At 47.4% G+C, this 25,871-nt stretch carries 15 protein-coding genes; 13 read left to right on the top strand and 2 right to left on the bottom strand.

Going from position 1 to position 25,871, the window contains the following annotated elements; all coding sequences use genetic code 11:
• The first annotated feature begins 137 nt into the window (after positions 1 to 137).
• The 5 genes from AAE02nite_RS18710 to AAE02nite_RS18690 all read left to right on the top strand — a co-directional run bounded on the left by AAE02nite_RS18710 (position 138) and on the right by AAE02nite_RS18690 (position 6,392).
• The gene (locus AAE02nite_RS18710) at positions 138 to 1,205 is read left to right on the top strand and encodes an aldose 1-epimerase family protein (protein WP_146901315.1); all 1,068 of its coding nucleotides are present in this window, start codon (positions 138 to 140) and stop codon (positions 1,203 to 1,205) included.
• 14 nt (positions 1,206 to 1,219) lie between these two features.
• Complete coding sequence (locus AAE02nite_RS18705) at positions 1,220 to 2,443, top strand: cupin domain-containing protein (RefSeq protein ID WP_146901312.1); 1,224 nt, start codon at positions 1,220 to 1,222, stop codon at positions 2,441 to 2,443.
• 384 nt (positions 2,444 to 2,827) lie between these two features.
• Positions 2,828 to 3,892 carry a sugar phosphate isomerase/epimerase family protein gene (locus AAE02nite_RS18700; protein ID WP_146901309.1) on the top strand — a complete coding sequence of 355 codons (1,065 nt, stop codon included), beginning with the start codon at positions 2,828 to 2,830 and terminating at the stop codon, positions 3,890 to 3,892.
• Positions 3,893 to 3,898: 6 nt separating this feature from the next.
• Positions 3,899 to 5,095, top strand: coding sequence for a Gfo/Idh/MocA family protein (locus AAE02nite_RS18695; protein WP_146901306.1), 1,197 nt, complete (start codon positions 3,899 to 3,901; stop codon positions 5,093 to 5,095).
• A gap of 154 nt (positions 5,096 to 5,249) precedes the next feature.
• Positions 5,250 to 6,392 (top strand): FG-GAP repeat domain-containing protein, encoded by a 1,143-nt coding sequence (locus AAE02nite_RS18690; RefSeq protein ID WP_146901304.1) that lies wholly within the window; start codon positions 5,250 to 5,252, stop codon positions 6,390 to 6,392.
• Positions 6,393 to 6,582: 190 nt separating this feature from the next.
• Here AAE02nite_RS18690 and AAE02nite_RS18685 read toward each other — a convergent pair whose 3' ends face one another.
• The gene (locus AAE02nite_RS18685; RefSeq protein ID WP_146901301.1) at positions 6,583 to 9,363 is read right to left on the bottom strand and encodes a c-type cytochrome; all 2,781 of its coding nucleotides are present in this window, start codon (positions 9,361 to 9,363) and stop codon (positions 6,583 to 6,585) included.
• 500 nt (positions 9,364 to 9,863) lie between these two features.
• On the opposite strand from AAE02nite_RS18685, the gene AAE02nite_RS18680 reads away from it, so the two are divergent.
• The 6 genes from AAE02nite_RS18680 (at position 9,864) to AAE02nite_RS18655 (ending at position 20,443) form a co-directional block, all read left to right on the top strand.
• Positions 9,864 to 11,363, top strand: a complete 1,500-nt coding sequence (locus AAE02nite_RS18680; RefSeq protein ID WP_146901298.1) for a sugar ABC transporter ATP-binding protein — start codon at positions 9,864 to 9,866, stop codon at positions 11,361 to 11,363.
• Between the two features lie 27 nt (positions 11,364 to 11,390).
• A complete protein-coding gene (locus AAE02nite_RS18675; protein WP_146901295.1) occupies positions 11,391 to 12,365 on the top strand; it encodes an ABC transporter permease in 975 nt (324 codons plus the stop codon).
• Between the two features lie 373 nt (positions 12,366 to 12,738).
• A complete protein-coding gene (locus AAE02nite_RS18670; RefSeq protein WP_146901292.1) occupies positions 12,739 to 13,683 on the top strand; it encodes a substrate-binding domain-containing protein in 945 nt (314 codons plus the stop codon).
• A gap of 379 nt (positions 13,684 to 14,062) precedes the next feature.
• Entirely contained in the window at positions 14,063 to 16,378 is a 2,316-nt protein-coding gene (locus AAE02nite_RS18665) for a PSD1 and planctomycete cytochrome C domain-containing protein (protein ID WP_146901289.1), read from the top strand.
• 3 nt (positions 16,379 to 16,381) lie between these two features.
• Entirely contained in the window at positions 16,382 to 17,836 is a 1,455-nt protein-coding gene (locus AAE02nite_RS18660) for a DUF1501 domain-containing protein (RefSeq protein WP_146901286.1), read from the top strand.
• Positions 17,837 to 18,268: 432 nt separating this feature from the next.
• Positions 18,269 to 20,443, top strand: a complete 2,175-nt coding sequence (locus AAE02nite_RS18655) for a c-type cytochrome domain-containing protein (protein WP_146901283.1) — start codon at positions 18,269 to 18,271, stop codon at positions 20,441 to 20,443.
• Positions 20,444 to 20,831: 388 nt separating this feature from the next.
• Here AAE02nite_RS18655 and AAE02nite_RS26380 read toward each other — a convergent pair whose 3' ends face one another.
• Positions 20,832 to 20,999: a hypothetical protein gene (locus AAE02nite_RS26380; protein ID WP_170252644.1), complete on the bottom strand. Its 168-nt coding sequence runs from the start codon at positions 20,997 to 20,999 to the stop codon at positions 20,832 to 20,834.
• Between the two features lie 20 nt (positions 21,000 to 21,019).
• On the opposite strand from AAE02nite_RS26380, the gene AAE02nite_RS18650 reads away from it, so the two are divergent.
• Both AAE02nite_RS18650 and AAE02nite_RS18645 read left to right on the top strand, forming a co-directional pair.
• Positions 21,020 to 24,115 (top strand): SusC/RagA family TonB-linked outer membrane protein, encoded by a 3,096-nt coding sequence (locus tag AAE02nite_RS18650; protein WP_146901280.1) that lies wholly within the window; start codon positions 21,020 to 21,022, stop codon positions 24,113 to 24,115.
• A gap of 12 nt (positions 24,116 to 24,127) precedes the next feature.
• A complete protein-coding gene (locus AAE02nite_RS18645; protein WP_146901277.1) occupies positions 24,128 to 25,633 on the top strand; it encodes a RagB/SusD family nutrient uptake outer membrane protein in 1,506 nt (501 codons plus the stop codon).
• Positions 25,634 to 25,871 lie beyond the last annotated feature (238 nt).

The raw sequence follows: 25,871 nt of genomic DNA, 5'->3' as shown, positions 1-25,871 counted from the left end.
TCCAGGGTAAAAATTTTGTATTTATTAGCAAAAACAGGTTTTATTTATTTACTTACTTTGGCCTAAATAATGGCAGGCAATAGTTTTTAGATTAATATTTATTTTTCTTAAACATTTAATTAAGCAAAACAACAGTTTTGACACCACCAAACTGGAAACATAAAATATCAAACCCGGCCCAACTTGGCGGCATCGAAACTTCGGTGCTCGACAACGGTGCTGGCCGCGGTACCCGCATTGCCTGGATAAATACCGGCACCGGCTTACGCTACAAAGTAGTACTAGACAGGGCTATGGACATTGCCGATGCCTTTTACAACCAGCATAGTTTAGCCTGGCTCAGCCACAGCGGCGTAACCCCACCGCAACCTTTATCAGACAAGGGCATTGCCTGGCTCCGCACCTTTAGCGGCGGACTAATTACCACCTGCGGCTTGTCGCACGTGGGTGGCCCCGAAACGGATGAATACGGTGAACGCGGCTTACACGGGCAAATCAGTAATATTCCGGCCGAGATAGAATCAATCATTCAACCCGACCCACTAACCGGTAACCTGGAAATGAGCATTACCGGGCGCATGCGCGAAACGCAGGTACTCGGTCCTAGCCTGGAACTGAAACGCACCATATCCGGTACCCTCGGCCAACCTGTAATAAAAATTCAGGACGAAGTAATAAATCGCGGCAATACACCCGCACCGCACATGCTGCTGTACCACTGCAATTTTGGCTGGCCGCTGGTAGACGAAGGAACCGAAATAATCTGGCAAGGCAACTGGCAATCACGGGACGCACCCAACAATAAAATATTCCGGGAAGGCAATAATTTCAAGCAATGCCTCGCCCCCACCGACGAACACAACGGCTCCGGCGAAGAAGCCGCTTTTATAGATATTACCCCCGATGCAAATGGTAACTGCACCTGTGGCCTGTACAATAAACAATTGGGATTTGCCCTTGCCCTAAGATTCCCCAAAGCGCAGCTACCCTGGCTTACCAACTGGCAACACTTTGGTAAAAACGAGTACGTAACCGGCCTGGAACCCGGCACCAATACGCCCATCGGGCAAGCCAAAGCCCGGGCGCAAAACCAGCTGATTATGCTGTCTCCCGGCGAAAGCCGCGTTTACAACCTGGAAATAGAAATATTAACCGACGAAATATCCATCAACGAATTTTTAAACAACACCAATCAAGCTCACTAAGAAGTATATTTTTTATGGAAACAATGGAAAAAGTAAGTTTAGCGGGGAAGGCATTAGAGCAGGGAAAAGGCATTTTGCGTTTGGCGCCAACCTGGGTACCGCGCTCGTTTTGTGTACCCGGTCGCCGCATTAAATTGCATCCGGATGATTATTATGTTTTGGGCGGACAGCGCGGCGGCATCGACGAGCGTTGGTTATCTTCTACCACGCCTGCTAAAAACGGACCTTTAACCGGCGAAAATGAAGGATTAAGTGCCATTGTTTTTAATGACGGTAACAGCGAACAGCAAATATTATTAAAAGACGCGATTGATGAACTGAAAGGCGAAATAATCGGCGACCGTTTGTGGAACGAGTACGAATCGTGGCCAATGTATTCTAAGTTCTTCGATAACATGGGCCCGCTGCCGCACCACATCCACCACAACGATGAACACGCGGCTAAAGTAGGTCAGTTAGGTAAACCAGAAGCCTATTATTTTCCGCCGCAACTGAATAACCACGGCGGCGATTTCCCTTACACGTTCTTCGGTATTGCTCCTGGCACTACTAAAGAGCAGATTAAAGAATGTTTGCAAAACTTTACCAAAGGCGACAATAAAATAACCAATTATTCTTCGGCTTACCGCTTAGAGCCGGGTACCGGCTGGGATGTACCTCCCGGAATATTACATGCCCCCGGCAGTTTGTGTACCTACGAGCCGCAAAAAGCTTCCGATATATTTGCCATGTACCAATCATTGGTAAACGAAGCCATTATACCAGAAGAATTATTATGGGTAGGCACGCCCGATGACAAAAAAGGTGATTATGATGAACTGATGTCGGTGATTGATTGGGAAGCCAACGTAGACCCGAACTTTATGCAGAACCATTTCATGCGACCAAAACCGGTGAAAGCATTAGAAGAAATGCAAGCCGAAGGCTACGTTGAAAATTGGATTTGCTACAAGAGCGAGGCTTACAGCGCCAAAGAATTAACCGTGCTTCCGGGCCAGACAGTAACAATTAAAGACAGCGCCGCCTACGGCTTAATTATGATGCAAGGGCACGGCAAAATGGGTGTTTGGGACATTGAAACACCCGCCTTAATCCGCTACGGCCAGTTAACCAACGACGAATTCTTTGTAACTGAAAAAGCGGCTATGGAAGGCGTAACAATTGTAAATTATTCCTCTACCGACCCAATTGTAATGCTGAAACACTTTGGCCCTAACAACCCAGATTTGGTTTTGTAAGCTAATAAACCATTGTTTTTTAAAAGCTAATATTTTAAGTTTAGGTAACTCACTCTTGTCATTCTGGGAATCTTAGGATTCCGGGAGGAAACTATTTAGCAGGTAGCCAAATAGTCTCCTCCTGAAGGACAGGAATTAGCTCAAAAGAAAAATTTTCTAAAGAAACAGTAGCTGGCGCAAGTCTTAGCGATGCGAGACTTGTGATTTTTAATGAAAGCAAGTCTTCAGACTTGTGAAATTATTTAACCTGCAAGTTTAAAAACTTGCCTTCATTTCTAAGCACAAGTGACGCTTCGCTTAACACTTGCGCCAGTTTGATAAATTGTATTTATAACTTTTTATTTTCTCAACTAAATAAATTATTCACTATAAAATCCACCGCATATGACCAATAATAATTATCCGAAATTGCACAATGCCACCTGGCCAGGCCTGGTTGGTAAAGGCGATGGCTCTGAGCCCGTAATTCCGTTTGACACCATGCTGGAAATGACCGCTACGGCTGAAGTAGATGGTATCAAATTCGATGGCATTGATATTGGCCTGATGGACCCGCACATAAATATTGACAGCAGCGACGATGATATTAAGCGGCTAGCCGATAAAGTAGGCAACCTGAATCTGAATATTGGCAGCATGGTTGCGCCTATTTGGGGTGGTCCGGCTATGGGCAGCCAGGCAGAACGCGCTAGTTTCGTAGAAATGGTGCGTAAATCCTGCCATTTCGGTCAGAAATTACGCGACCTGGGCGTACGGCCTTACGGCGTTATCCGCATCGATTCGGCCAGTTCGCCGCAAAGCTGGGCCGTTGACCCGGTAAATAATTCAAAACTGATTGTACAAACCTTCCAGGAAGCCTGCGATGTAGCCGCCGATTTTGGCGAGAAACTAGCCGCCGAAGGCGAAATTTGCTGGGCCGGCATGCACAGTTGGCGGGCCATGATTCAAACTTTAGAAGCCGTAGACCGGCCTAATATGGGTTTCCAGGCCGATATGGCCCATACCCTGCTGTACCTGATGGGTTACAACAGCCCCGAAGACCGCATTTTACCCGAGAACTACGACTGGAGCGACCGGGCACCTTTAACCGCCGGCCTGAAGCAACTTACCGCTGCCCTCCGCCCCTGGACCATCGACTTCCACGTGGCCCAGAACGATGGTACCGTATTTGGCTCCGGCTCACACGATAAAACCGGCCGCCACTGCCAGGCCCTCGACCCCAACGGCAAATTAAATATTGTAGAAGATGCCGGCCACTGGCTGCGCGACGAAAACGGCGAACTGACCAAAGCTTTCCAGCATATTTGCTGGGACGGCTGTATGTTCCCGAACCAGGTAATGAATAACCAGCAAACCTGGAACGATATTCTGGCTACCATGATAAAAGTGCGGGAAGCGCACGGCTGGCAAGCACCGGTAAATGTAAACGCAGAATCTTTAATAAGATAATTAGGTATGACCGCAAAAAAAGAATTAAGAATAGGATTAATTGGCGGTGGTTTTATGGGCCGCACCCACTCTAATGGTTACAAGCGCGTAAGCGATTTTTTCCCGGAACTAGCTTATAAGCCCGTATTAAAAGCCGTTTGTACGCGCAACGCCGATAAAGTACGGGCTTTTGCTGAGCAATGGGGCTACGAATCTTACGAAACCGACTGGCGCGCTGTTATTGCCCGCGACGATATTGATGCGATTGATATTTGTACGCCCAACGATACCCACGCCGAGATTGCCATTGCGGCAGCCGCGGCCGGTAAAATGATTCTGTGCGAAAAGCCTTTGTCCAGGACTTTGGCCGAAGGTCAGCAAATGGTAGATGCCATTGAAAAAGCCGGTGTACCCAATACGGTTTGGTATAATTACCGTCGGTTGCCGGCGGTTTCTTTAGCCAAGCAAATTATTGATTCGGGTAAACTGGGCCGAATATTTCATTACCGGGCTAACTTTTTGCAGGACTGGACCATTAGCGCCGAAGTACCACAGGGTGGCGCCGGCACCTGGCGCCTCGACGTTGAAGCCGCTGGCTCCGGCGTAACCGGCGATTTATTAGCGCATTGCATCGATACGGCTATGTGGCTGAACGGTGGCATTACCGATGTTTCGGCGATGACCGAAACCTTTGTAAAAGAACGTACCCACGCCGTTACAGGTCAGAAACAGAAAGTAGGCATCGACGATGCCTGTATTTTCCATTGCCATTTCGAGAACGGTTCGCTGGGCCTTTTTGAATCTACCCGTTATGCCCGCGGCCACAAAGCGCTGTATACTTTCGAAATTAACGGCGAACATGCTTCCATCCGTTGGGATTTGCACGATTTAAACCGTCTGGAATATTTCGATCACCGCGACGAATCGATTGTACGCGGCTGGCGCTCTATTCACGTTACCGACGGCGACCAACCTTACATGGATAAATGGTGGGTACCCGGTTTGGGTATTGGTTACGAACACAGCTTCGTGCACCAGGTAGCCGACTTCCTGAAGAGTTTAGAAACCGGCGAGCCTTGCTCACCTACTTTCCAGGAATCTTTAGAAACTCAGAAAGTTTGCGAAGCCGTGCTGGAATCGGCTGCTACCAGAAGCTGGAAAGATACCGGCGTAACCAGCCAGGCTAACCTGCAAAATCAGGAAGTGGGCGCTGCTGCCGTGTAATCAGTTTAACTAAAAGTAAAAAATGGCAGCTTAGCTAAGCTGAACTGCTATTACCAATTAACGGGGCTGTTGAATACAGGAGGACCAAAAGGCTTTTCCTTTTTCAACAGCCCTTTTTACAAATATTGTCTATCCCTACTTATTTCACCACGCTATGCTATCCTTCTTACAACCGCTATTTCTATTACCGCTAGTTTTTTTATCGCCAAACCCACCGGAAGAAAAACCAGGAGCCGTTAAATTCCGGAAACAATTTATTTCGGCCGAAAGCTTTGAGTCGGTGGGCGTATTTGATGTAAACGGCGATAAAGTACCGGATTTGGTTTCGGGTTGCTTTTGGTACGAAGGACCGGGCTATAGCAAACGCCATTTTATTACCGATGCAAAACGATTCGGTGAATATTACGACGATTTTGCGACCATACCCATGGATTTAAACGGCGACGGCAAGCTGGACTTTGTAACCGGCGGCTGGTTTGGCGAATCGCTCCGGTGGTACCAAAACTCCGGCAACGATAAACCCTGGCCCGAACAAATAATTGCCAAAACCGGCAATATTGAAACCGTACGGGCCTGGGATGTAGACGGCGACGGCAACTTAGAACTGGTACCCAACACGCCCGGCAAACCGCTGGCCTTTTTTAAGGTTAAACCCGGCACCAACAGCGAACCTGTTTTTACCCGCACCGAAGTAGCTAAAACCCACGAACACGGCTTAGGCTTTGGCGACATTAATGGCGATGGCCGCGGCGATTTTATTATCACTAATGGCTGGCTCGAAGCACCTAAAAACCCACTAACAGAATCCTGGACGTTGCATCAGGAATTCTCCATCAGCCACGCCAGCGTGCCAATTATAGTAACTGATGTAAATAAAGATGGCTTACCCGACCTAATTGCCGGCAAGGGCCACGATTACGGTTTATTTTGGTTTGAGCAACGCAAAGATCGTAAAGGCAAACGTACCTGGCACCAACACCCCATCGACTTGAATAACTCGCAATTCCACGAAATGCAATGGGTAGACATTACCGGCGACGGCCAACCCGAACTTATTACCGGCAAGCGTTACCGCGCCCACAACGGCAAAGACCCCGGCGCTGACGATAACCTGGGCCTATATTATTATACCTGGAATGGCGAAAGCTTTACCAAAAATGTAATCAGCTACGGCCCACTGGGTGAAGGCGTAGGCACCGGCATATTTTTCAGCATAGCCGATTTACGCGGCACCGGTCGCAAAGACATTATTGTAGCGGGCAAGCAGGGGTTGTATGTTTTTTATAACGAAGGGTAAAAAATTAATGCTCTTTCCGAACGTAGGGCTGCACCCTACGCTGGGTTATTGCGCCCTTTCGGGGCTAGGACAAAGCCAATTGCTACTTACTTCAACAAGCCTAAACAAAAGAACGCTAACTGGGTTGCCCGGTTAGCGTTCTTTTGTTTAAATATTCCCAATCAGTTTTAATCCGATTGGCGGTACGAACTTACTTTTTGGTAGCGTTAGTAGTATTGGCTGGGGTTGAATTTTGTGCCAGGAACACTTTATGCTCTTTGTTACCGCCAGCCATCAGGTACGCCATTAAATCTTTCAGTTCTTCTTCGTTTAACCGGTTAATCATGCCCGGCATCATAATGGAAACGTTAGAAATTTTGGTATTTACTACGTCTTTCTTCGAAACCTCGCGGAGTTGTTCTGGGGCAAACGGGTTCTGCGACACCATGAATTTATCGTTATCTTCATTAATGAGGCGGCCCACCACCGAGCTGCCGTCTTTTAAAGTGAAGATAGTAGCCGCATACTGATCCGAAACAACTTTGCTTGGGTGAATAATGGATTCGAGCATATCCTTGGCCGAGAAGCGGGTACCCAACTGGGTTAGATCCGGGCCAACATTGCTGCCTTCGCCGCGCATGTTGTGGCAGGAAATACAACGAGTGGCCGCAAACATGGCTTTACCCTGTTCAAAATTACGATTAGCTAATCCGGATTCTACCAATGGCAAGGCAGCTTCCATAGTCCACTGGCGGCCGGGGCCTTTCGGAGCCGGGGCATTATTAGCCAGGTCATTACCATTACTGCTCAGCATTCCTTCACCCGACATGGTTTTATAATATTCCAGTTTATCCTGGGGTACACTGGCCAACGCCATTTGCCGCGATTTGTTAATAAAGCCTACGTAGCTTAAGCCACCTTTGTAGTTAAAGGCATTTTTAATCCAGGCAAAATATTTCTCGTAAAGCTCGGGCGTCCAGCCGGTTTTGGCACCGCCCAAAACGGTGGCGTAATACATTTGCTGGGCAGGTGGTGCTTTGGCCAGCATATTGGCAATATCCAAACCATACTGCGGGTTACGCAAAATTAAATCCGAAGAAGCCGAGAAAGTTTTCTGGTAAGAAGCATCGTCTTTGGCAGTAGCCATTAGGGCCAGCGTTTTCTGCACTGCAGTTGGTGCGCCCAGGTAAACGAGTACTTTGCTTAAATCGCGGTTTAAATTATTCGTAGGCGCCGGAAATTTACTGTCCAGGTAAGCAATCACTTGGTTTTTTACAGCCGCATCCGGCTGGCCCATACGAGCAACCACCAATTCGAAAGCCCGAATCAGGTCGATCTGCTGCGATTCTGATAACTGATCGTACTTAACAGTATTAACCAAGGAAGTCAGCAATTGGTCGCGAACGCCCTGGTCGCCGTGCCGGGCTAAAGCAATGCTGGCTTGTATTAAAGTAACTGGGTCTTTCTCCTGTAGTACCCGATTTTGCCATTCGCCGACGGGTTGGTGTTCTACGGCAATCCGGGCGGCATAGCGCACAAACCGGTCTTCGTGATTAAGGTAAGGCCAGGCGAAGTCTACGCCACCCGCTTTGGTTGGCGTAGAATGATACGCTTCCAGTTCTTTCCGGATTTTCTGCGCCTTTTTCACATCCTTCGGAAACTTAACCGAAGCTAATTTACCATTGCTCAGGTTATTGTTACCGTAAGTAACCCGGTAAAGATCCGATTCCAGGCGGCGTCCGCCGGTTAGGAAATAAAGCGCGCCATCCGGGCCAATAACCCCATCGGTTAATGGCAGCGGCGAACCTGAGATAAATTCTTCGGCATCGGCCGTGTAAGTAGACCCTTCTGGTTTTAGGTGTACCGCGTAAATAATACCAAAGCTCCAATCGAAAGCGTATAAAGCCCGGCGATATTTTTCGGGGAAGCGGGCATTTTTGCCATGAATCAGGTTAGTAGGCGATCCCTGCCCAATATTTATAGCCGGCGGTAAATTATCGGGAAAATTCGGCGACCATTTGCTGTTACCGGTACGCCAGCCTAATTCGCTACCGCTGGTTACGTGGTTAATGCGGGTAGGCCGGTACCAGGGCATGCCAAAGTCCCATTCCATATCGGCATCATAGGCAAAAAGTTCGCCATCTTCGTTAAAAGCCATGTCAAAAGCATTCCGGTAGCCGGCGCTTATCAGTTCCCAGTTAGTACCTGCCGGATCAATTTTGGCAATCCAGCCACCAGGTGCCATGCGGTCGTTGGCATGGCCGCGCGGGTCTTTAATCAACGGAAACAGGTTGTCTTCTTTCCAAACTTTAGGCAACCGGTAGGCATTCATTTCCGGCACGTCGGTATGGTTACCGGCAATTACATAAAGCGATTTTTGATCAGGCGATAATAAAATACTGTGCGGTCCGTGCTCGCCCTCGCCTTTTAATTGTTTAATTAAGGTTACTTTATCAAACTGGTCGTCGGCATTAGTATCCTCCAACCGGTAAAGGCCACTGGTTTTGCTAAACTCTTCGTTGCCCCGGTGGTTTACCATTACGTACAGGCTGTTGAAAGCATACAAAAGCCCTTGGGCATAGCCCATTCCAACCTTTGGTTTGCCGTCGGCCGTAGTAGGCGTACCTTCTACCGGAATATTTAATTTCTCTACGGTAGGTTTGCCTGCACCAGCACCCACTGCCGGCATTTGTAACCGGTACAAACTGCCATACTGGTCGGAGGTAATCATACGGCCTTTGTCGTCGAAGGTCATGGCCACCCAGGAACCCTGCTTATTTTCCGATGGGCTGTAAAGGTGCTCGGCCCGAAAGCCGGCCGGTAATTTCAGTTTTGCTACCTTGGGGTCTAACGACTGCGCGGCCTGAGCATCGGCGGCCGTTTCCTGGGCGTTGTTAATATTGGCCTCTCTTGCGTTACGACAGGAGTTCGCAAAAAACAGCGATACTGACAACGACAGGACCACTATTAATGGTGATTTGTTCCGATTCATATTGGTTGTTAGGTTTGTTTATTTTAATGTGGTGGATATTTAAATTTAGCAGTGTCTGTGGTTTAGTAAGTTTATAAATTTTCGGTAGCACAGTTAAATAATCTCTTAAGATAGAAAAGATAATTCTCATCCCTATCCTGTTGTGTCCTGCCTACTTAAATTAGGTTCAGATTTACAGTTAAATAACGCTAAAAAATAGTTCTGTTTATAAATATCTAAAATTAAAAACTTAAGGTTTTGTGGCTAGTGCTAATATTGTTTGGCAGTTGAATAAAACCTTAATTGCTTTAAGCGCTTTGCTCCGATTAATTAAATATAGCCTAAAAACCCAACTAAACAGAACTATATTTCCTGAATTTTTAGCTGGTTTAATTTTAGGTTAACACGAATGATTTAAACTGTTTTAGCAAAATATTTACTTTTTTTAGGTCCAGAATCCCGACTGTTTTTTAGATTACCAGCCATTAAGACAAAGGGCACACCTAATTTGTAAAGTTTTCATGAGTCAAAAGCAGAATTATATTCTGGAGGTACAAAACCTTTCCAAAAACTTTTCGGGGGTTAAAGCCTTGGATCAGGTGCAGCTTAAAATCAGAGAAGGCGAAGTACACGCCTTAATGGGCGAAAATGGTGCCGGAAAATCTACCTTAATGAAAATTCTGGCGGGTATGCTTACACCGGACAGTGGTGAAATAGTTTTTGAAGGCACCCCGCTGCACAGCCACCGCGATTTGAAAATATTAAGCGCCGGCATTGCCATGATTCACCAGGAAATGCTGCTGGTGCCGGAGCTAACCGTGGCGCAGAATATTTTTCTGGGCAAAGAAATCCGAAGAGGAAAAACCTGGTGGCTGGATGACCGAAGTTTAAACCAGAAAGCAACCGAACTGCTGGCCCAAGTAGGAATAGCCCTGGATGCCCGTACACTCATGAAAAACCTGAGTGTGGCTGAGATGCAAATGGTTGAGATAGTAAAAGCTATTTCTAAAAATGCCAAAATCATTATTATGGATGAGCCCACCTCGGCCATCTCAGACAAAGAAGTAAAATCACTTTTTAATATTATCGCGGATTTAAAAGCCCGGGGGGTGGCTATTATTTATATATCGCACAAAATGGACGAAATATTCCAGATTGCCGATACCATTACGGTTTTGCGCGATGGCAAATACATCCAGACCAAACCTGCCGCTGAGCTAAACCAGGATTCTTTAATCTCCCTAATGGTAGGTCGCGAGCTAGATACCATGTTTCCGGAGCATACCGAGGCCAAAGGAAATGTATTGTTATCGGTGCAAGGGTTGGGCCGGCAAGGCAAATTTTCGGATATTAATTTTGAGGTGAGCGCCGGGGAAGTACTGGGCATAGCCGGCCTAATGGGCGCTGGCCGCACCGAAATTGCCCGGGCCATTTACGGCTTAGATGCGATCGATACCGGTAATATTTTTATTAGAGGCCAGAAGGCAACTATTAAATCGCCACAGGATGCCATTAAAAACCGCATTGGGTACGTAAGCGAAGACCGAAAAGCAGTGGGTCTGGTGCTGGGCATGTCGGTGAAAGAAAATATTACCCTGGCCAGTATAAAAAAGCACAAACGCGGGCTTTTTGTAGATGATGCCAGCGAGCGCACCGCCGTAGCCAACATGATAGAAGCGCTACGCATTAAAACGCCGCACCCGGACCAGCCGGTTAAAAACCTAAGTGGCGGTAATCAGCAAAAAGTAGTTATTGCCAAGGTCTTACTTTCCTCACCCGAAATTATTATTCTGGACGAACCCACCCGCGGCATAGATGTAGGGGCCAAATTCGAAATTTATAAATTGGTAAAAGACCTGGCTGCACAAGGTATGGCTGTAATCATGATTTCGTCGGAGTTGCCGGAAATATTAGGCATGAGCGACCGGATTCTGATAATGGCCGAAGGCAAACAAACGGCTATCCTGCGCAAAACAGAAGCCACCCAGGAAATAATTATGCAATACGCCATGCCGCAATAGTGCTTTAAAATAGTTTATTTATCTCCAATGAAAGACAGCATTCCCAACCTTGCACAAAACAAACCTCGCGTAAATCTAAATATTGGCAAATACGGCCTTTTGGTGGCTTTACTCGTATTGTGCACCGCCTTAACCATTATCACGCCTAAGTTTTTAACCCTGCCCAATATTATGATTATATTAACGCAGGTTACCATCAACGCCTTGCTGGCTTTTGGCGTTACGTTTGTAATCATAACCGGCGGCATCGATCTTTCGGTAGGGTCAGTAGTAGCGGTTACGAGCGTGGTTACGGCTACTTTCGCCCGCGCCGATAATTACCCGCTGGTCGTACCACTGGCTTTGGGGTTACTCGTAGGGCTGGCTTTTGGATCGCTTAACGGCCTGGCTATTACCAAAGGCAAAGTACCGGCTTTTATTGTTACTTTAGGCACCATGACCATTGGCCGGGGCCTGGCCCTAATTCTGAGTAAAGGTCGGCCCATTTCTAATTTGTCGGATAGTTTTAACTACATTGGCAGCGGCAATTTATTGGGCATTCCATTGCCCATATTAATATTAATAGTAGTTTTTATCATCTGCACGCTACTCTTAAGAAAAACGATTATGGGTCGGTACGTGTATGCGGTGGGCGGCAACGAACAGGCGGCGCGGGCATCGGGCATTAATGTAAACCAGGTAAAGCTTTTTGTGTATACTTTAGGTGGAGGCTTAGCTGCTTTGGCGGGTATTATTTTAACGTCCCGCATTTCTACCGGTCAACCCAACGTGGGCATCGGCTTTGAACTAAGTGCTATTGCCGCGGCTATTATTGGAGGCACCAGTACTTCGGGCGGCGTGGGCACTATAACCGGCACCTTGCTGGGCGCTTTGTTAATTGGCGTTATCAGCAACAGCCTCGATTTACTTAATGTTAGCTCTTATTACCAGCAAGTAGTAATGGGGCTTATTATTATTGGCGCCGTACTACTCGATAGTTTAAATAAGAATAAGCGTAATTAAGTATTTGGACATTGGATATTAGATGCTCAATAGTTTTATAGGTTAAGTCGAGGAAAGAGAGAACACTTGAATCTTTCATCTACTTATGAAAAGTATTACTCTTGTTTTAGGACCTCACCCTAAATCCCTCTCCTAAAGGCGAGGGACTTAAATTACTTATCCGATAAATTGTAATTTAAATAATACTCTTGCTTATGGTTCTTAAATGCATGGTAAGTAAACTATCGTCAGACCGGCACCCCTTCGCCTTGAGGAGGGGGATGAGGTGCTAGTGTTTACTTCACCGGTTAGTTAAAATCTTTAAGCCGAAGCAGAATATTTAGGAATCAATATTTAAAAATAATAATTCTTAGTTCTTTTAAAATACCCACTTATGCACCACAAATTGTTAAAGAAAACCTCATTTGCTGCTTTATTTACCCTAATCCTGTTTTCCGGTTGTAACCGCGGAACAACCGAAGAAGCCGGCGGTGAAAAGCTGGTAATCGGCGCTACCATGCTGAGCATGCAAAACGAATTTATTGTAAACATCGCCGACGAGATGCAAAAGAAAGCCGACGAGCTAGGCGTAGAATTGGTCTCGGTAGATGCCGAGCGCTCGGCTTTAAAACAGGTTGAACAGGTAGAAAGCTTTATTGCCCAAGGCGTAGACGCTATTATTCTGAACCCCTGCGAGGTAGAAGCCAGTTCAGCAGCAGTGCAAAAAGCAAAGGCGGCCAATATTCCCATCATCAACGTTAACTCCGCTACCAGCGCTACGCCTACCGCCTTTGTGGGCTCCGACGATGTAGAATCCGGCCGTATTGCCATGAAGCATATTGCCGAAAAACTGGGTGGCAAGGGTAATGTATTTATTATTCACGGCTACATGGGCCAGGCTGCGCAGTTACAGCGCGATAAAGGTGCCAAAGAAGTTTTGAAAAATTACCCTAATATTAAACTGGTAGCCGAACAAACCGGCGAATGGGACCGCGCAAAAGCCATGTCGCTTACCGAAAACTGGATTCAATCGCACGGAGATAAAATTAACGCCATCTTTGCCCACAACGACGAAATGGGCATGGGGGCCGTAAAAGCCCTCGAAAACGCCAACCTAAACGATAAAGTGGTGGTAGTTAGCATCGATGCCATAGCCGATGCGGTCCAGGCTGTAGAAAAAGGACGGTTAGATGCCACCGTTTTTCAGAATGCCCAGGAACAAGGCGGTAAAGCCATCCAAACCGCGGTAAAAATTGCCAAAGGTGAACCGTACGAGAAAGAAGTGATGGTTCCTTTTAAATTAATTACCCAGGCCAATGTGGCCGAGATTGCCAAGTAAGGCCTATTTCAGGTTAAGTATTTAAGAAGCCTTTGGTATCGTGCGGTGTCAAGGGCTTTTTACTTTCAGTGAAAAGTTTGGTTAAAGCAGAATGGCTTAAATATTTTGTTCGTAATCTATTAGATTTAAGGAAATCGAATAACCCATTCTAATTTTTATATCCTGCCCAACTTAAGCTTAACTTCCTCAAAAATTTTAGAAAACTTTTAATTATTTAACTTTTAATTCATACTTTAGAGGTTATTAGTTTACCGCTCACCTCTATTCCTGCATTTTTCGCAGGAATATTCTTTTTTTTGAAATTCTCTTAATTATATAAAATCACAGGAGTACGCTTATAGAAACTTTTATTTCATTTTAATTAAAAAGTGCTTTGCTGATGACCAGGAGGCTATATTATTATCTGGGAATAATTACAGTTATCGGTTTGGGACAAGCTTGTAATTCCGACGTTGCCCACCAGGCTTCCGAAGAAAAGCTGCCCGAAAAAATCAGCTATAATTTTGATGTCCGGCCTATTTTATCGGATAATTGTTTTGCCTGCCACGGTCCGGATGCGAACAAGCGCGAAGCCGGCTTACGGTTGGATATTGCCGAAGAAGCCTACAAAGCCTTAGAAGAGAACCCTACCGCCCATGCCTTAGTCCCCGGCAAACCCGAATTATCAGCCGTATTTCAGCGCATTTCGAGCGAGGATACGGCTATGGTAATGCCGCCGGCCGGTTCTAATCTTAAATTAACTTCCCGCGAAATAAAGCTTATTCAAAAATGGATAAAGCAGGGGGCCAAGTACGAACCCCACTGGGCTTTTGTGCCGCCAAAAAAGCCCGCATTACCCCAGGTGAAACAAAAAGACTGGCCCCGCAACCCCATTGATTATTTCGTACTCGAAAAGCAAGAGCAAAAAGGCTTGGAACCGAACCCGGAAGCCGACAAAGAACGCCTGCTGAAGCGGGTAAGTCTGGATTTGGTTGGGTTGCCGCCTACTATCGAAATGATGGACCGCTTCCTGGCCGATAATAGCGCCAATGCTTACGAAAAAATAGTAGATGAGCTGTTGCAGAACCCGGCTTACGGCGAAAAAATGGCCGTACACTGGCTCGATGTAGCCCGCTACGCCGATTCGCACGGGTTTCAGGACGATGGTTACCGCACGCAGTGGCCCTGGCGCGATTGGGTAATCCATGCCCTGAACAAAAATATGTCTTATCAGGATTTTATTACCTGGCAACTGGCCGGCGATTTGATGCCCAATGCCACCAAAGAACAAATATTGGCTACCGGCTTTAACCGCAACCATAAAATAACCGAAGAAGGTGGCGTGGTAGACGAAGAATACCGGGTGATGTACGTGAGTGACCGCAGCGATACTTTTGGCAAGTCGTTGATTGGGGTTACCATGGAATGCGCCCGTTGCCACGACCATAAATACGATCCGTTTTCGCAGAAAGAATATTATCAGCTTTATGCCTTTTTTAACAATGTAAAAGAAGTAGGCATCGAATCGGTAATTGGCGGCCCCGAAACTTACGCGAAAAAACCCTTCATCGAAATCAGCAACGAAGAAGTAAAAAATATTCTAACCTTTATTAATAAACAGGATACCAGCCGGCTGATTGTTTCGGTAATGGGTGACCTGGATACTTTGCGCCGTACGCATGTACTCAATCGGGGCACTTACGACGATCCCGGCGCCGAAGTACAGGTTGGTACGCCCAAATCCATTCTGCCTTTCAACAATTCGTATCCTAAAAACCGGCTGGGCCTCGCGCAGTGGCTATTCGATAAAAAAAATCCGCTTACCGCCCGCGTATACGTTAACCGGGTGTGGCAGGAATTTTTCGGGAAGGGCCTGGTGAAAACTTCCGGGGATTTTGGCATGCAGGGCGAATTACCTTCCCATCCGGCTTTGCTCGACTGGCTGGCCGTTGATTTCCGGGATAATGGCTGGAATGTAAAGCGCCTGGTTAAGCAACTGGTTACCTCGGCTACTTACCGCCAATCGGCCGTCATATCACCCGAAAAACTAAAAGCCGACCCGAATAATATTTTGCTGGCACGGGCACCCCGGTACCGTATACCGGCCGAATTCGTGCGGGATTTAGTACTGGCCAGCAGCGGCTTGCTAAATAAAACCATTGGTGGCCCCAGCGTTAAACCCTACCAGCCGCCCGGCCTGTGGGAAGGCGCTACCTCCGGCCGCGGCCTGCTTTCGGTTTATAAACAAGACCATGGCGCCAACCTGTACCGCCGGGGTATGTACACCTTAATTAAACGAACCGTTCCGCCGCCCAGCATGAGTATTTTTGATGCCAGCAACCGCGACCAGTGCGAAGTAAAAAGGTTAACCACCAACACCCCTTTGCAGGCCTTAATCATGCTGAACGACCCAACGGTACTGGAAGCTTCGCGGGTACTGGCTGCTAAATTATTAGCCCAAAATGATTCTGCCACCGACAAAATCCGGAAGGCTTTCCGCACCATAGTCTGCCGGCAACCAAACGAAAGGGAAATAGAACTTCTGAGTAAATATTACCAGGAAGAGCTCAAAAACCTAAAAAAGCCCATTGCGGAAAAAAGAATTGCCGTGGGCGAATACCCGTTGCCGGCAACAGCAGATAAAGTTAAGCTGGCCGCCCTGATGCAGGTAGTAACCACCATTTATAATTTAGAAGAAACCTTAGCCAAATCCTGATTGATGGAAAAAGAAATATTGGAACACGGCTTTAATTTTAACCGCCGCCACTTCTTGTCCAAATTAAGTTTAGGCTTGGGCAGCGTAGCGTTGGGCTCCCTGTTAATCCCGGATTTGTTTAAAGGCAGCGGTATAGATGAATCTGGCTTAACGCCGGGCATTCCGCACTTCGCGCCTAAAGCCAAGCGGGTTATTTACTTGTTTCAGAACGGCGCTCCCTCGCAACTGGAATCTTTCGATTACAAGCCTAAACTGCGGGAGATGTGGGGGCAGGAAATACCGGCCTCAGTACGGGGTAACCAGCGCTTAACCGGCATGACCGCTAACCAGGCCTCTTTTCCGTTGGTAGGCTCTTTTATCGATTTTAAGCAGTACGGCGCGTCGCGGGCCTGGGTAAGCGATTTGTTTCCGCATACGGCTAAAATTGTAGATGATATTTGCATTGTGAAGTCGATGTTTACCGAGGCCATTAACCACGACCCGGCTTTAACCTTTGTGCAAACGGGTTCGCAGCAAGGTAACCGGCCCAGTATGGGCGCTTGGCTGAGTTACGGTTTGGGCAGCGAAAATAAAAATTTGCCGGCTTTTACGGTGCTGCTTTCCCGCGGCATTGGCAATGGGCAGGGCGTATATTCCAAGCTCTGGACCAACGGCTTTCTCGATTCTATTCACCAGGGCGTACAATTTAGCAAAGGCGATGACCCGGTGCTTTATATCAAGGATCCGGAAGGCCTGGACCGGCAGGCCCGCCGGAAAATGCTGGATAATTTATCGGAACTAAACCAACTGGCTTACCAGGAATTTGGTGACCCCGAAATTACTGCTAAAGTGCAGCAATACGAAATGGCATACCGCATGCAAACGGCCGTACCCGAAGTAATGGATGTTTCGAAAGAGCCCGACGATGTCATAAAACTTTACGGTCCGGAGTGCTTAGTGCCAGGAACTTTTGCCGCTAACTGCCTATTGGCCCGAAAACTATCCGAAAACGGGGTTCGGTTTGTGCAACTGTACCACCAGGGCTGGGACCAGCACGGAAACCTGCCTTACGAAATTACGAGTCAGGCCAAAGACGTAGATCAGGCTTCGGCCGCTTTGGTTACCGATTTAAAACAGCGGGGTTTACTCGACGAAACCCTGGTTATTTGGGGTGGCGAATTTGGCCGCACCAGCTACAGTCAGGGCAAGTTAACCAAAGATAATTATGGCCGCGATCACCATCCGCGTTGCTTCAGCATCTGGATGGCCGGCGGTGGCATTAAACCCGGCATTGTGTACGGCGATACCGATGATTTTGGTTATAATGTCATCAAAGATCCGGTGCACGTACACGATTTTCAAGCTACCGTTATGAACCAGTTAGGGCTAGACCACGAGAAATTAATTTTTAAACACTTGGGCCGCCGCTACCGGCTCACCGATGTGGCCGGCAAAGTGGTGAAGGATATTCTGGTGTAAATATTTAAACTTGTTGTTGCACCTCATCCCCCAACCCCTTCTCCTTTGGGCGAAGGGGAGCCGGTCTGACGGTAATGTAATTACAACTACTTTAGTGAGGGCGGGAATATCTAAATTACAATACTTTAAATAAGATAAATTAAGACTCTCGCCTTTAAGGTGGCTTCCACCCGGAGAGAGATTTAGATTGAGGTTTACAAAAAATTTAGGAAAGTTGGTCTTTGCATTAGCTGGCGCAAGTGTTAAGCGGAGCGTCACTTGTGCCTTTCTATAATGTAAAGTCTCTGACTTTACGCAAGCCGGAGGCCTGAAGAAAACTTCACGATCGGGACGCTCGCGAAAGTAGTATCGGTTTTTTGTTGTTCAGGTTGGCTGACAGCAAAAACCTATTTATCAGCTATAATTTAAAATAATAATACTTCCCCTTTAACCATGAACAGCAACCTGAAAGGTTATGCCGAAAATCTGCTTTTTGCTTTTAATATTTTCATTCTATTCTTAGTCGTTTTTGAAAGCAAAATAACCGTACCAAACTGGTTGCAGCCCATAGGCAGGATGCACCCGATGGTACTGCATTTCCCGATTGTAATATTGCTGCTGGCCGTGGTACTGGAGTTTTTCCGTTTTAAGACCAAGTACCGTACCCAGGAATTTTACGAAACTTTTACGGCGAATTTATTCCTGGCCGGTATTCTTTTTTCGGCCATAACCATCTTAATGGGCTTGTTTCTATCGAAAGAAGGCGGGTACGAAGGGGCGGCGCTGCAATGGCATAAATGGCTGGGCATAGGCATCCTGTTTTTCACGTCCTTTATTTACTGGAGCCGGAATGCCCGGTGGTACAACGACCGGACGGCCAAAGCCGGCGCCCTGATTACCACCTTTTCGCTCATTTTTGTGGGACATTACGGGGCCGTACTTACCCACGGCGAAAACTTTATTCTGGAACCAGTAACAATTACCGAAAAGCCCATTATACCCCTGGAAGAAGCCATTGTTTTCGACCACGTGATTCAACCCATTTTTGAGCAGAAGTGCGTTAGCTGCCACAATCCGGATAAAGTAAAAGGCAAGCTCCAGCTAACGGACGCCGAATCAGTATTAAAAGGGGGCAAAACCGGTAAATTATTTGAGGCCGGCAAGCCCGAACTTAGCTTGCTGCTGAAACGAATTTATTTGCCGGTAGAAGACAAAAAGCACATGCCGCCTAAAGGGAAGGCGCAACTCACCGACGAAGAAAGTACCTTGCTGTATTTATGGGTTAAAGCAAATGCTGACTTCAGCAAGAAAGTAACTGATTTACCTGCTAATGATTCGCTGCGGTTGCTGGCCGCCACTTTCTTAAAGCCGGCCGCCGCATCCGAAACAAAATATACCTTTGCTGCCGCCAACGACCAGACCATTCAGAAACTGAATACCAACTACCGTGTGGTGGCCCCGCTAGCCAAAGAATCGCCGGCTTTAGCGGTAAATGTTTATAACAAGCAGGCTTATTCCGCTAATACCCTGGCCGATCTTAAAGAAGTAAAAGACCAGATTGTAGCACTGGATTTAAATAAAATGCCGGTAAAAGATGCCGATTTAAAAAATATAAACCAGTTCCGGAATCTGCGCCGCTTAAACCTGAACTTTACCGATATTACCGGTCGCGGTCTGGCCGAATTAGCAGTATTACCAAACCTCGAAAATTTATCGATGGCCGGTACCAGTATCCGGCACAAGGACCTGCAGCAACAACTGCCCGCTTTTAAAAACCTGAAAACAGTGGTGCTGTGGAACACCGGTTTGGTTTCTACCGAAATAGAACAATTACAAAAGGCCTATCCGGCTATTAATTTTATTTCGGGCTTTAAAGACGATGGCACCACTCCGATTAAACTAAACCCGCCGCAACTGAAAAACAGCTCCCCTATTTTCCGGGAGACCTTGCCGTTGCAGTTACATCATCCCATCAAAGGCGTTGCTATCCGGTATACTACCGACGGCAGCGAGCCCGACAGCCTACATTCGCCGCTATTTAAACCCGGCACTACCTTAGCCAACATGACTACTATGAAAGCCAAAGCCTACAAAACCGGCTGGCTGGGCAGCGACGTAGCCGTGTTTAACTTTTACCGGAGTGCCTATAAGCCTGATAGTGTGCGTTTGGTTTACCCCCTTAACCGGGTACACCAGGCCAACGGCGCCAAAACATTCTTCGACGGCGAATTAGGTACTTTTAACGCCAACAGCCCGGCCTGGGCCAATAACTGGGCCGGATTTTATAAACACCAGATGGAGCTGATTTCGGAATTTAAGCAGCCCGTTAACTTATCGGCCATCGCCCTTAATATCCTTATCGAGTCCGAAAACAATATATTTCCACCGGCGGTAGTGGAGGTATGGGGTGGCCCCACAAAAGAAAAACTACAGTTATTAACCACCCTAAAACCAGACCAGCCCCAGGAAGTAAAAAAACCAATCATTAAATTAATAGAGGGTAAATTCAAGCCGCACCAGGTTACTTATCTGAAAATTATTGCCAAACCTGTTCTGGAGTTGCCGGCCTGGCACCGGAGCAAAGGCAAACCCGCGCTGCTGCTGATAGACGAAATATTTCTAAATTAAAAGACAAAAATTTTCCAGACAATTATTATAAAACATTCAAGATTAAAATTAAACTACCAAAAGATTTCTATGCATTTATTAAAATAATTAATAATTATATATAACCAGTTATAAACCAGGATACCACAGGATTGTTAACTCAGAATTATTCTATACATTAAAAAATTAATTATTACAGTTTGTTCCGCAGGGGAGGCATCAACCTCAATGGGCAGTTCATTAAACCACATTGCTTTATGCATGACGTATTAGCTCAGTTAAATCTGCCAGCGCCTGTAAGACCAGCCGGGTTTTAACACTTATTACGACGTCTTCATTTAATCAATTTGGTATTAGAACCGAAATATACTGCGTACCCAAAAATCACCCGGCTTCCTTCAGGAGCTTCTTAGAAGATATTTAGAAGATTAATTAATAAAGCTTTACCCGATTGCTCCTTACCAGCTTTCGGCTGAATTTTATTTACAGTACCAGAATACAATCTATTTCCAGCGTACCATTTACCTGATTTTGTATTACCCTGATTAATTATTTCTAGCTTTTCTAATTTATCCACCACACCTTAAATGATGTTTTATGAAGGACTATTTACAATCTAAGCTGAGGCATTTGCTGCTCCTCCAGCTATTTTTAAGTTTTGCGGCCGGGGCCTGGGCCCAGAATATTGCGGTAACGGGCAGAGTAACCGACGACAAAGGCGAGGGCTTACCGGGCGTTACCTTATTACTCAAAGGTACTACCAACGGCACCACCACCGATCCTTCAGGTAACTACTCGCTCAATCTGCCTAGCGGGGCGGGTACCCTGGTTGTTTCTTTTATAGGCTATGCCACCCAGGAAGTACCGGTTAATAACCGCAGTAACATCAATATTACGTTGGCTGGCGATGCTAAGGCCCTGGAAGAAGTAGTGGTAGTGGGCTACGGAACCCAGCGCAAACGCGACATTACGGCGGCGGTATCTAATATTAGCATGGAAGATATTGGCGAAGTACCAGCCTCTAACGTAACCCGGCTTATTCAGGGACAAGCGCCCGGGGTGGCCGTAAAACAGAAAAACGGCACACCCGGCAGCCAGTTTGAAGTACGGGTAAGGGGCATCAGTTCTTTGGGGGCAGGCAGCAATCCCTTATATGTGATCGACGGATTTCCCGTGGGCACCTCAGTGGGCCAGAATCTCAACCCGAACGAGATCGAAAGCATCACTATTTTAAAAGACGCTGCCTCTACAGCTATTTACGGCGCCCGCGGGTCCAACGGGGTAGTGCTCATCACCACCAAGAGCGCCAAAGAGGGCAAGGTTAATTTAAGCTTCAGCGCCGATTACGGCATCCAGAATATTCCCGATTCCCGCAAGGTAACCGTATTAAACGGGCCGGAATTTGCCCAGTTCAAAAAGGAAGCCTTCATCGACCGCTACCGGTACGTCAATAACGGGAAAGAACCAGCCCTGGAAGAGATTCCCCTGGGTTTCCGGTTCCCCGAACAAACCAAATATTCTACCAACTGGTATGACGCTATCTTAAACAAAAACGCCCCCTATGCCGATTACAACCTGACGCTATCAAACGGCAAAGGCCCCGTTAAATCGGTACTGGCTTTAGGCTATTTCAAGGAAGAAGGTACTATTATTGAAACGAACTACGACCGGATCTCAGCCCGCGCCAATTTAACCGGCGAAGTAAATAAATTCATTACGGTGGGTTTAAATTTAAATGGCACCTATTCCAGACAGCGCCTGGCTAATACCGATGGCCGCAGTGCCGTAGTAGGCTCTACGCTGATCATGGATCCCCGGGAGCCCATTTACGATGATCAAGGCAATTTGCGGCCTTATATTGTCGGTCAGGATGGTGTATTTGGCTTCCCCAACCCGGTGTTTATGCTTAAGAACATCAACCGGAAACGCAATATTGCGGATGTCTTGTCTAATGCTTATGTAGACATTACCCTGCTCAAAGGTCTTAAATTCCGGACTGCCGCCAATGCGAAGGTGACTTTCAACAATTACAATGAGTACGTGCCTTCTACCATTGGCTTGCCGGTGCAGCAGGGAGCCTCCGGTGCGCCGCCACGGATAGCAACCGCCTTCGAAGACATGGTGCAAACATACAACCTGTCGGCTGACCAACTGCTAACCTACCAACCCGAGCTGGGCGCCGAACATCATCTGGACTTTATGTTGGGCTATACTGCCCAGAAGGAAACTGCCCGGGCACTGTCCGGCTCTGCCAACACCTTCCCCGATGACCTGGTGCCTTATTTAGGCGCCGGCTCGATCAGATCGGCTGGTTCAAGTGAAGCTGGCTGGACCCTATTGGCTTACCTGAGCCGGGTTAATTACTCTTTCAAAGACAGATACCTGTTCTCCGCTTCCATGCGCCGGGAAGGTAGCAGCCGCTTTGGAACCGAAAACAAATACGGCAACTTTCCCGCCGTTTCGGTGGGCTGGCGCCTGTCGGAGGAATCGTTCATGCCTAAATATGCCTGGCTCTCCGACCTGAAACTGCGGGCTAGCTGGGGTAAAACCGGTAACAATGACATCGGTAACTACTCACACCTGGCTTTCATGAACGCCAGCAATTACATTTTAGGCAACGCCTTTGCCCCCGGTAAAGTAGTAAGCCAGTTTGCCAACTCGGAGCTGCGCTGGGAGAAATCCAATCAGTTGGATTTAGGCCTCGATCTTTCCTTATTGGAAAACAAGATTGTTTTTACCGCCGAAATTTACCGGAAGCTAACCAACGATATGCTGCTGCCCATCGCCATTCCTGCCGTATCGGGCTTTACCTCCAGCCTGGCTAATATTGGTGAAGTGGAAAACAAAGGCGTTGAACTGGGCCTTAACTTCAATACCCGCATTGGCCAGGTTAATTTCCGCACCAGTCCCAACATTACATTTAACCGCAACAAGATTCTGGCTATTAAAGGCGAGAACGACATGCTTTGGTTCGGCGGCTTCTACGGCGGCTATAACGTGCAGAAAGTTGGCCGGCCTATTGGGATGATCTACGGTTATCGCAAGCTGGGGATCTTTAACACCCAGGCCGAAATTGATGCGGCGCCAAAACAAGACGGCGCCATCCCGGGCTCTATGAAGTTCTGGGATGCTGACGGCAATGGCGTTATCTCTTACGATACCAAGGATATGGTAGAGATTGGCAATCCTAATCCTTCCTTCACCTGGGGATGGAATTTTTCTGCGGACTACAAAAAGTTTGACCTGAGTGTTTTGTTTATGGGTGCCCAGAACTACGATGTGTACCGCAACATAGAAGCTTCAACCATGAACATCGACGGGGTATTTAACGTGCTCGATAAGGTGAAGGACCGCTGGCGGTCACCGGAAAACCCGGGCTCTAATCCTAACCACAAGAATTCACAGGGTGGTACGGTTGACTGGAAATGGTCGCGGGAAAGCAGTGGGCGCTACGTTTACGATGCCAGCCATATTTGGGTGAAGAACGTGACGCTGGGCTATGCCCTGCCCCGTTTCAAGTCCTACATTCCCGATACCCGCATCTTCCTCAATGCCTCTAATTTATTCCTGATTACCAACTATCCTGGCAACAACCCGGATGCCAGCATACGGGGAGGGAACGAACTGAACAACGATGACGAGTCTTATCCTGTTCCAAGAACCTTCTCGCTGGGTGCCAGAATTAACTTTTAAAGATTTATGAAGATGAAGAAATTAACCGCTATAAGTATTTTTCTGCTGAGTCTGATGCAGTTTTCCTGCGACGACGACTTCCTGGTAACCACCGACCCTACGCGTGTTGGATCTGAACTGTTTTATAAGGATCAAAAGCAGGTGGAGCAGGCCCTTAACGGCGTGTACGGTCAGCTACAGGGCATCACCAACACTGCCTATATCTTTCAGGAGTTTACCTCCGACAATACCACGCTGGATTTTAACCCCGTAGACCGGGGCGGAGCTGCCGGCTGGGAGGCGTTTGAGTTTTCTACGGTAAACTCGGGTAACGGCGAGATTTCCAATTTGTGGAACAATTATTATTCAGCCTTGTATAACATTAATTTTGCGCTGGAGAAACTATCCGGCAGCACCACCATCGATGATGCGGCCAAAGCACCCCTGGAAGGTCAGCTTAAATTCATGCGGGCCTACTATTATTTTAACCTGGTGCAATACTTTGGCGATGTGGTGCTGGTAACAACTACGCTCAGTAAGCCCGATGCGGCTTTTGCCCTGCTGCGCTCCCCGCAAGCCGAAGTAGAAGCGCAGATCGAAAAAGATCTGAAAGAGGCCATTGCCGGCCTGCCCGATAAATACAACGCCGCCAATGCCGGGCGGGTTACCAAAGGGGCGGCTTTATCTTTGCTGGGCAAGTTTTACCTGACCCAGAAGAAGTACGCCGAGGCCGTCACAACGCTCAAGCAGGTGCTGCCGCTGGGTTACGCGCTGAATCTTAATTATGCCGATAACTTCGACCCGGCCAAGAAAAACGGGGTGGAGTCTATCTTTGAGGTGCAGTACCAGGGCGGTAACGACCTGGGCGAACAAAGCAACTTCATGTACGTGTTTGCGCCCCGCTTATCCGGTGGTTCTATTACGGGCTTCGCCAACGTAACGCCATCGGGCCGCAACATTCCTACCCGCGACCTGATAGCCGCTTACGAGACCGGCGATGTGCGTAAGGACATTTCCCTGAAAGAAGGCTATACCAATGCCAAAGGCGAGTGGGTACCCACGCCGTTCGTCAACAAGTACCGCCATGCCCATACCCTTTCGGGCCGGACAGATAACAACTGGCCAATACTCCGGTTTGCCGATGTCTTGCTGATGCTCGCCGAGGCCCTTAACGAACAAAGTGGCCCTACAGAGGAGGCCCACGGTTACCTTAATCAGGTGCGCAGCCGCGCCAAATTGCCCGAAGTACGCGGCCTGGATAAAAACATTTTCCGCCAAAAGGTACTCCAGGAAAGAAGAGTGGAGCTGGCCTTCGAAAACCACCGCTGGTTCGACCTGAAGCGGACGAAGACCCCGGCGGAACTGGCGCAGTTCATGAACGCCTACGCAGCCAAGGAAAAAGCTAACCCTACCGTAGATAGGGGTGGCGTGATTTATAGTACGCTCGACTATGTGTATGAGCCGCACGAACATGTGTTTCCTATACCAGCGCCGCAGATTTTAATTAATGAAAAGCTAAGCCAGAATCAGGGCTATTAGATTACTCCGCGCTTTAAAAGCAGATAATGCTATCCAATTTTCGGTTAGTATTATCTGCTTTTAGCTGTGGGGCCGCGTACATAATAATTTTTACGGGTTTCAGTCTTTCCAACAAAACGTATGGCTGCACCAATTCCAAGTAATAAATACCAGCATATATTAGCTACCCTCTTATTCCTATATAGCACTGCATAATTTGTTAATGTTGAATATCAAAGAGATAGATCAATATTTATTA

Origin of the sequence: Adhaeribacter aerolatus (assembly GCF_007991635.1) — a bacterium.
Lineage (GTDB): Bacteria > Bacteroidota > Bacteroidia > Cytophagales > Hymenobacteraceae > Adhaeribacter > Adhaeribacter aerolatus.
This window is presented reverse-complemented; position numbering and strand designations above follow the sequence as displayed.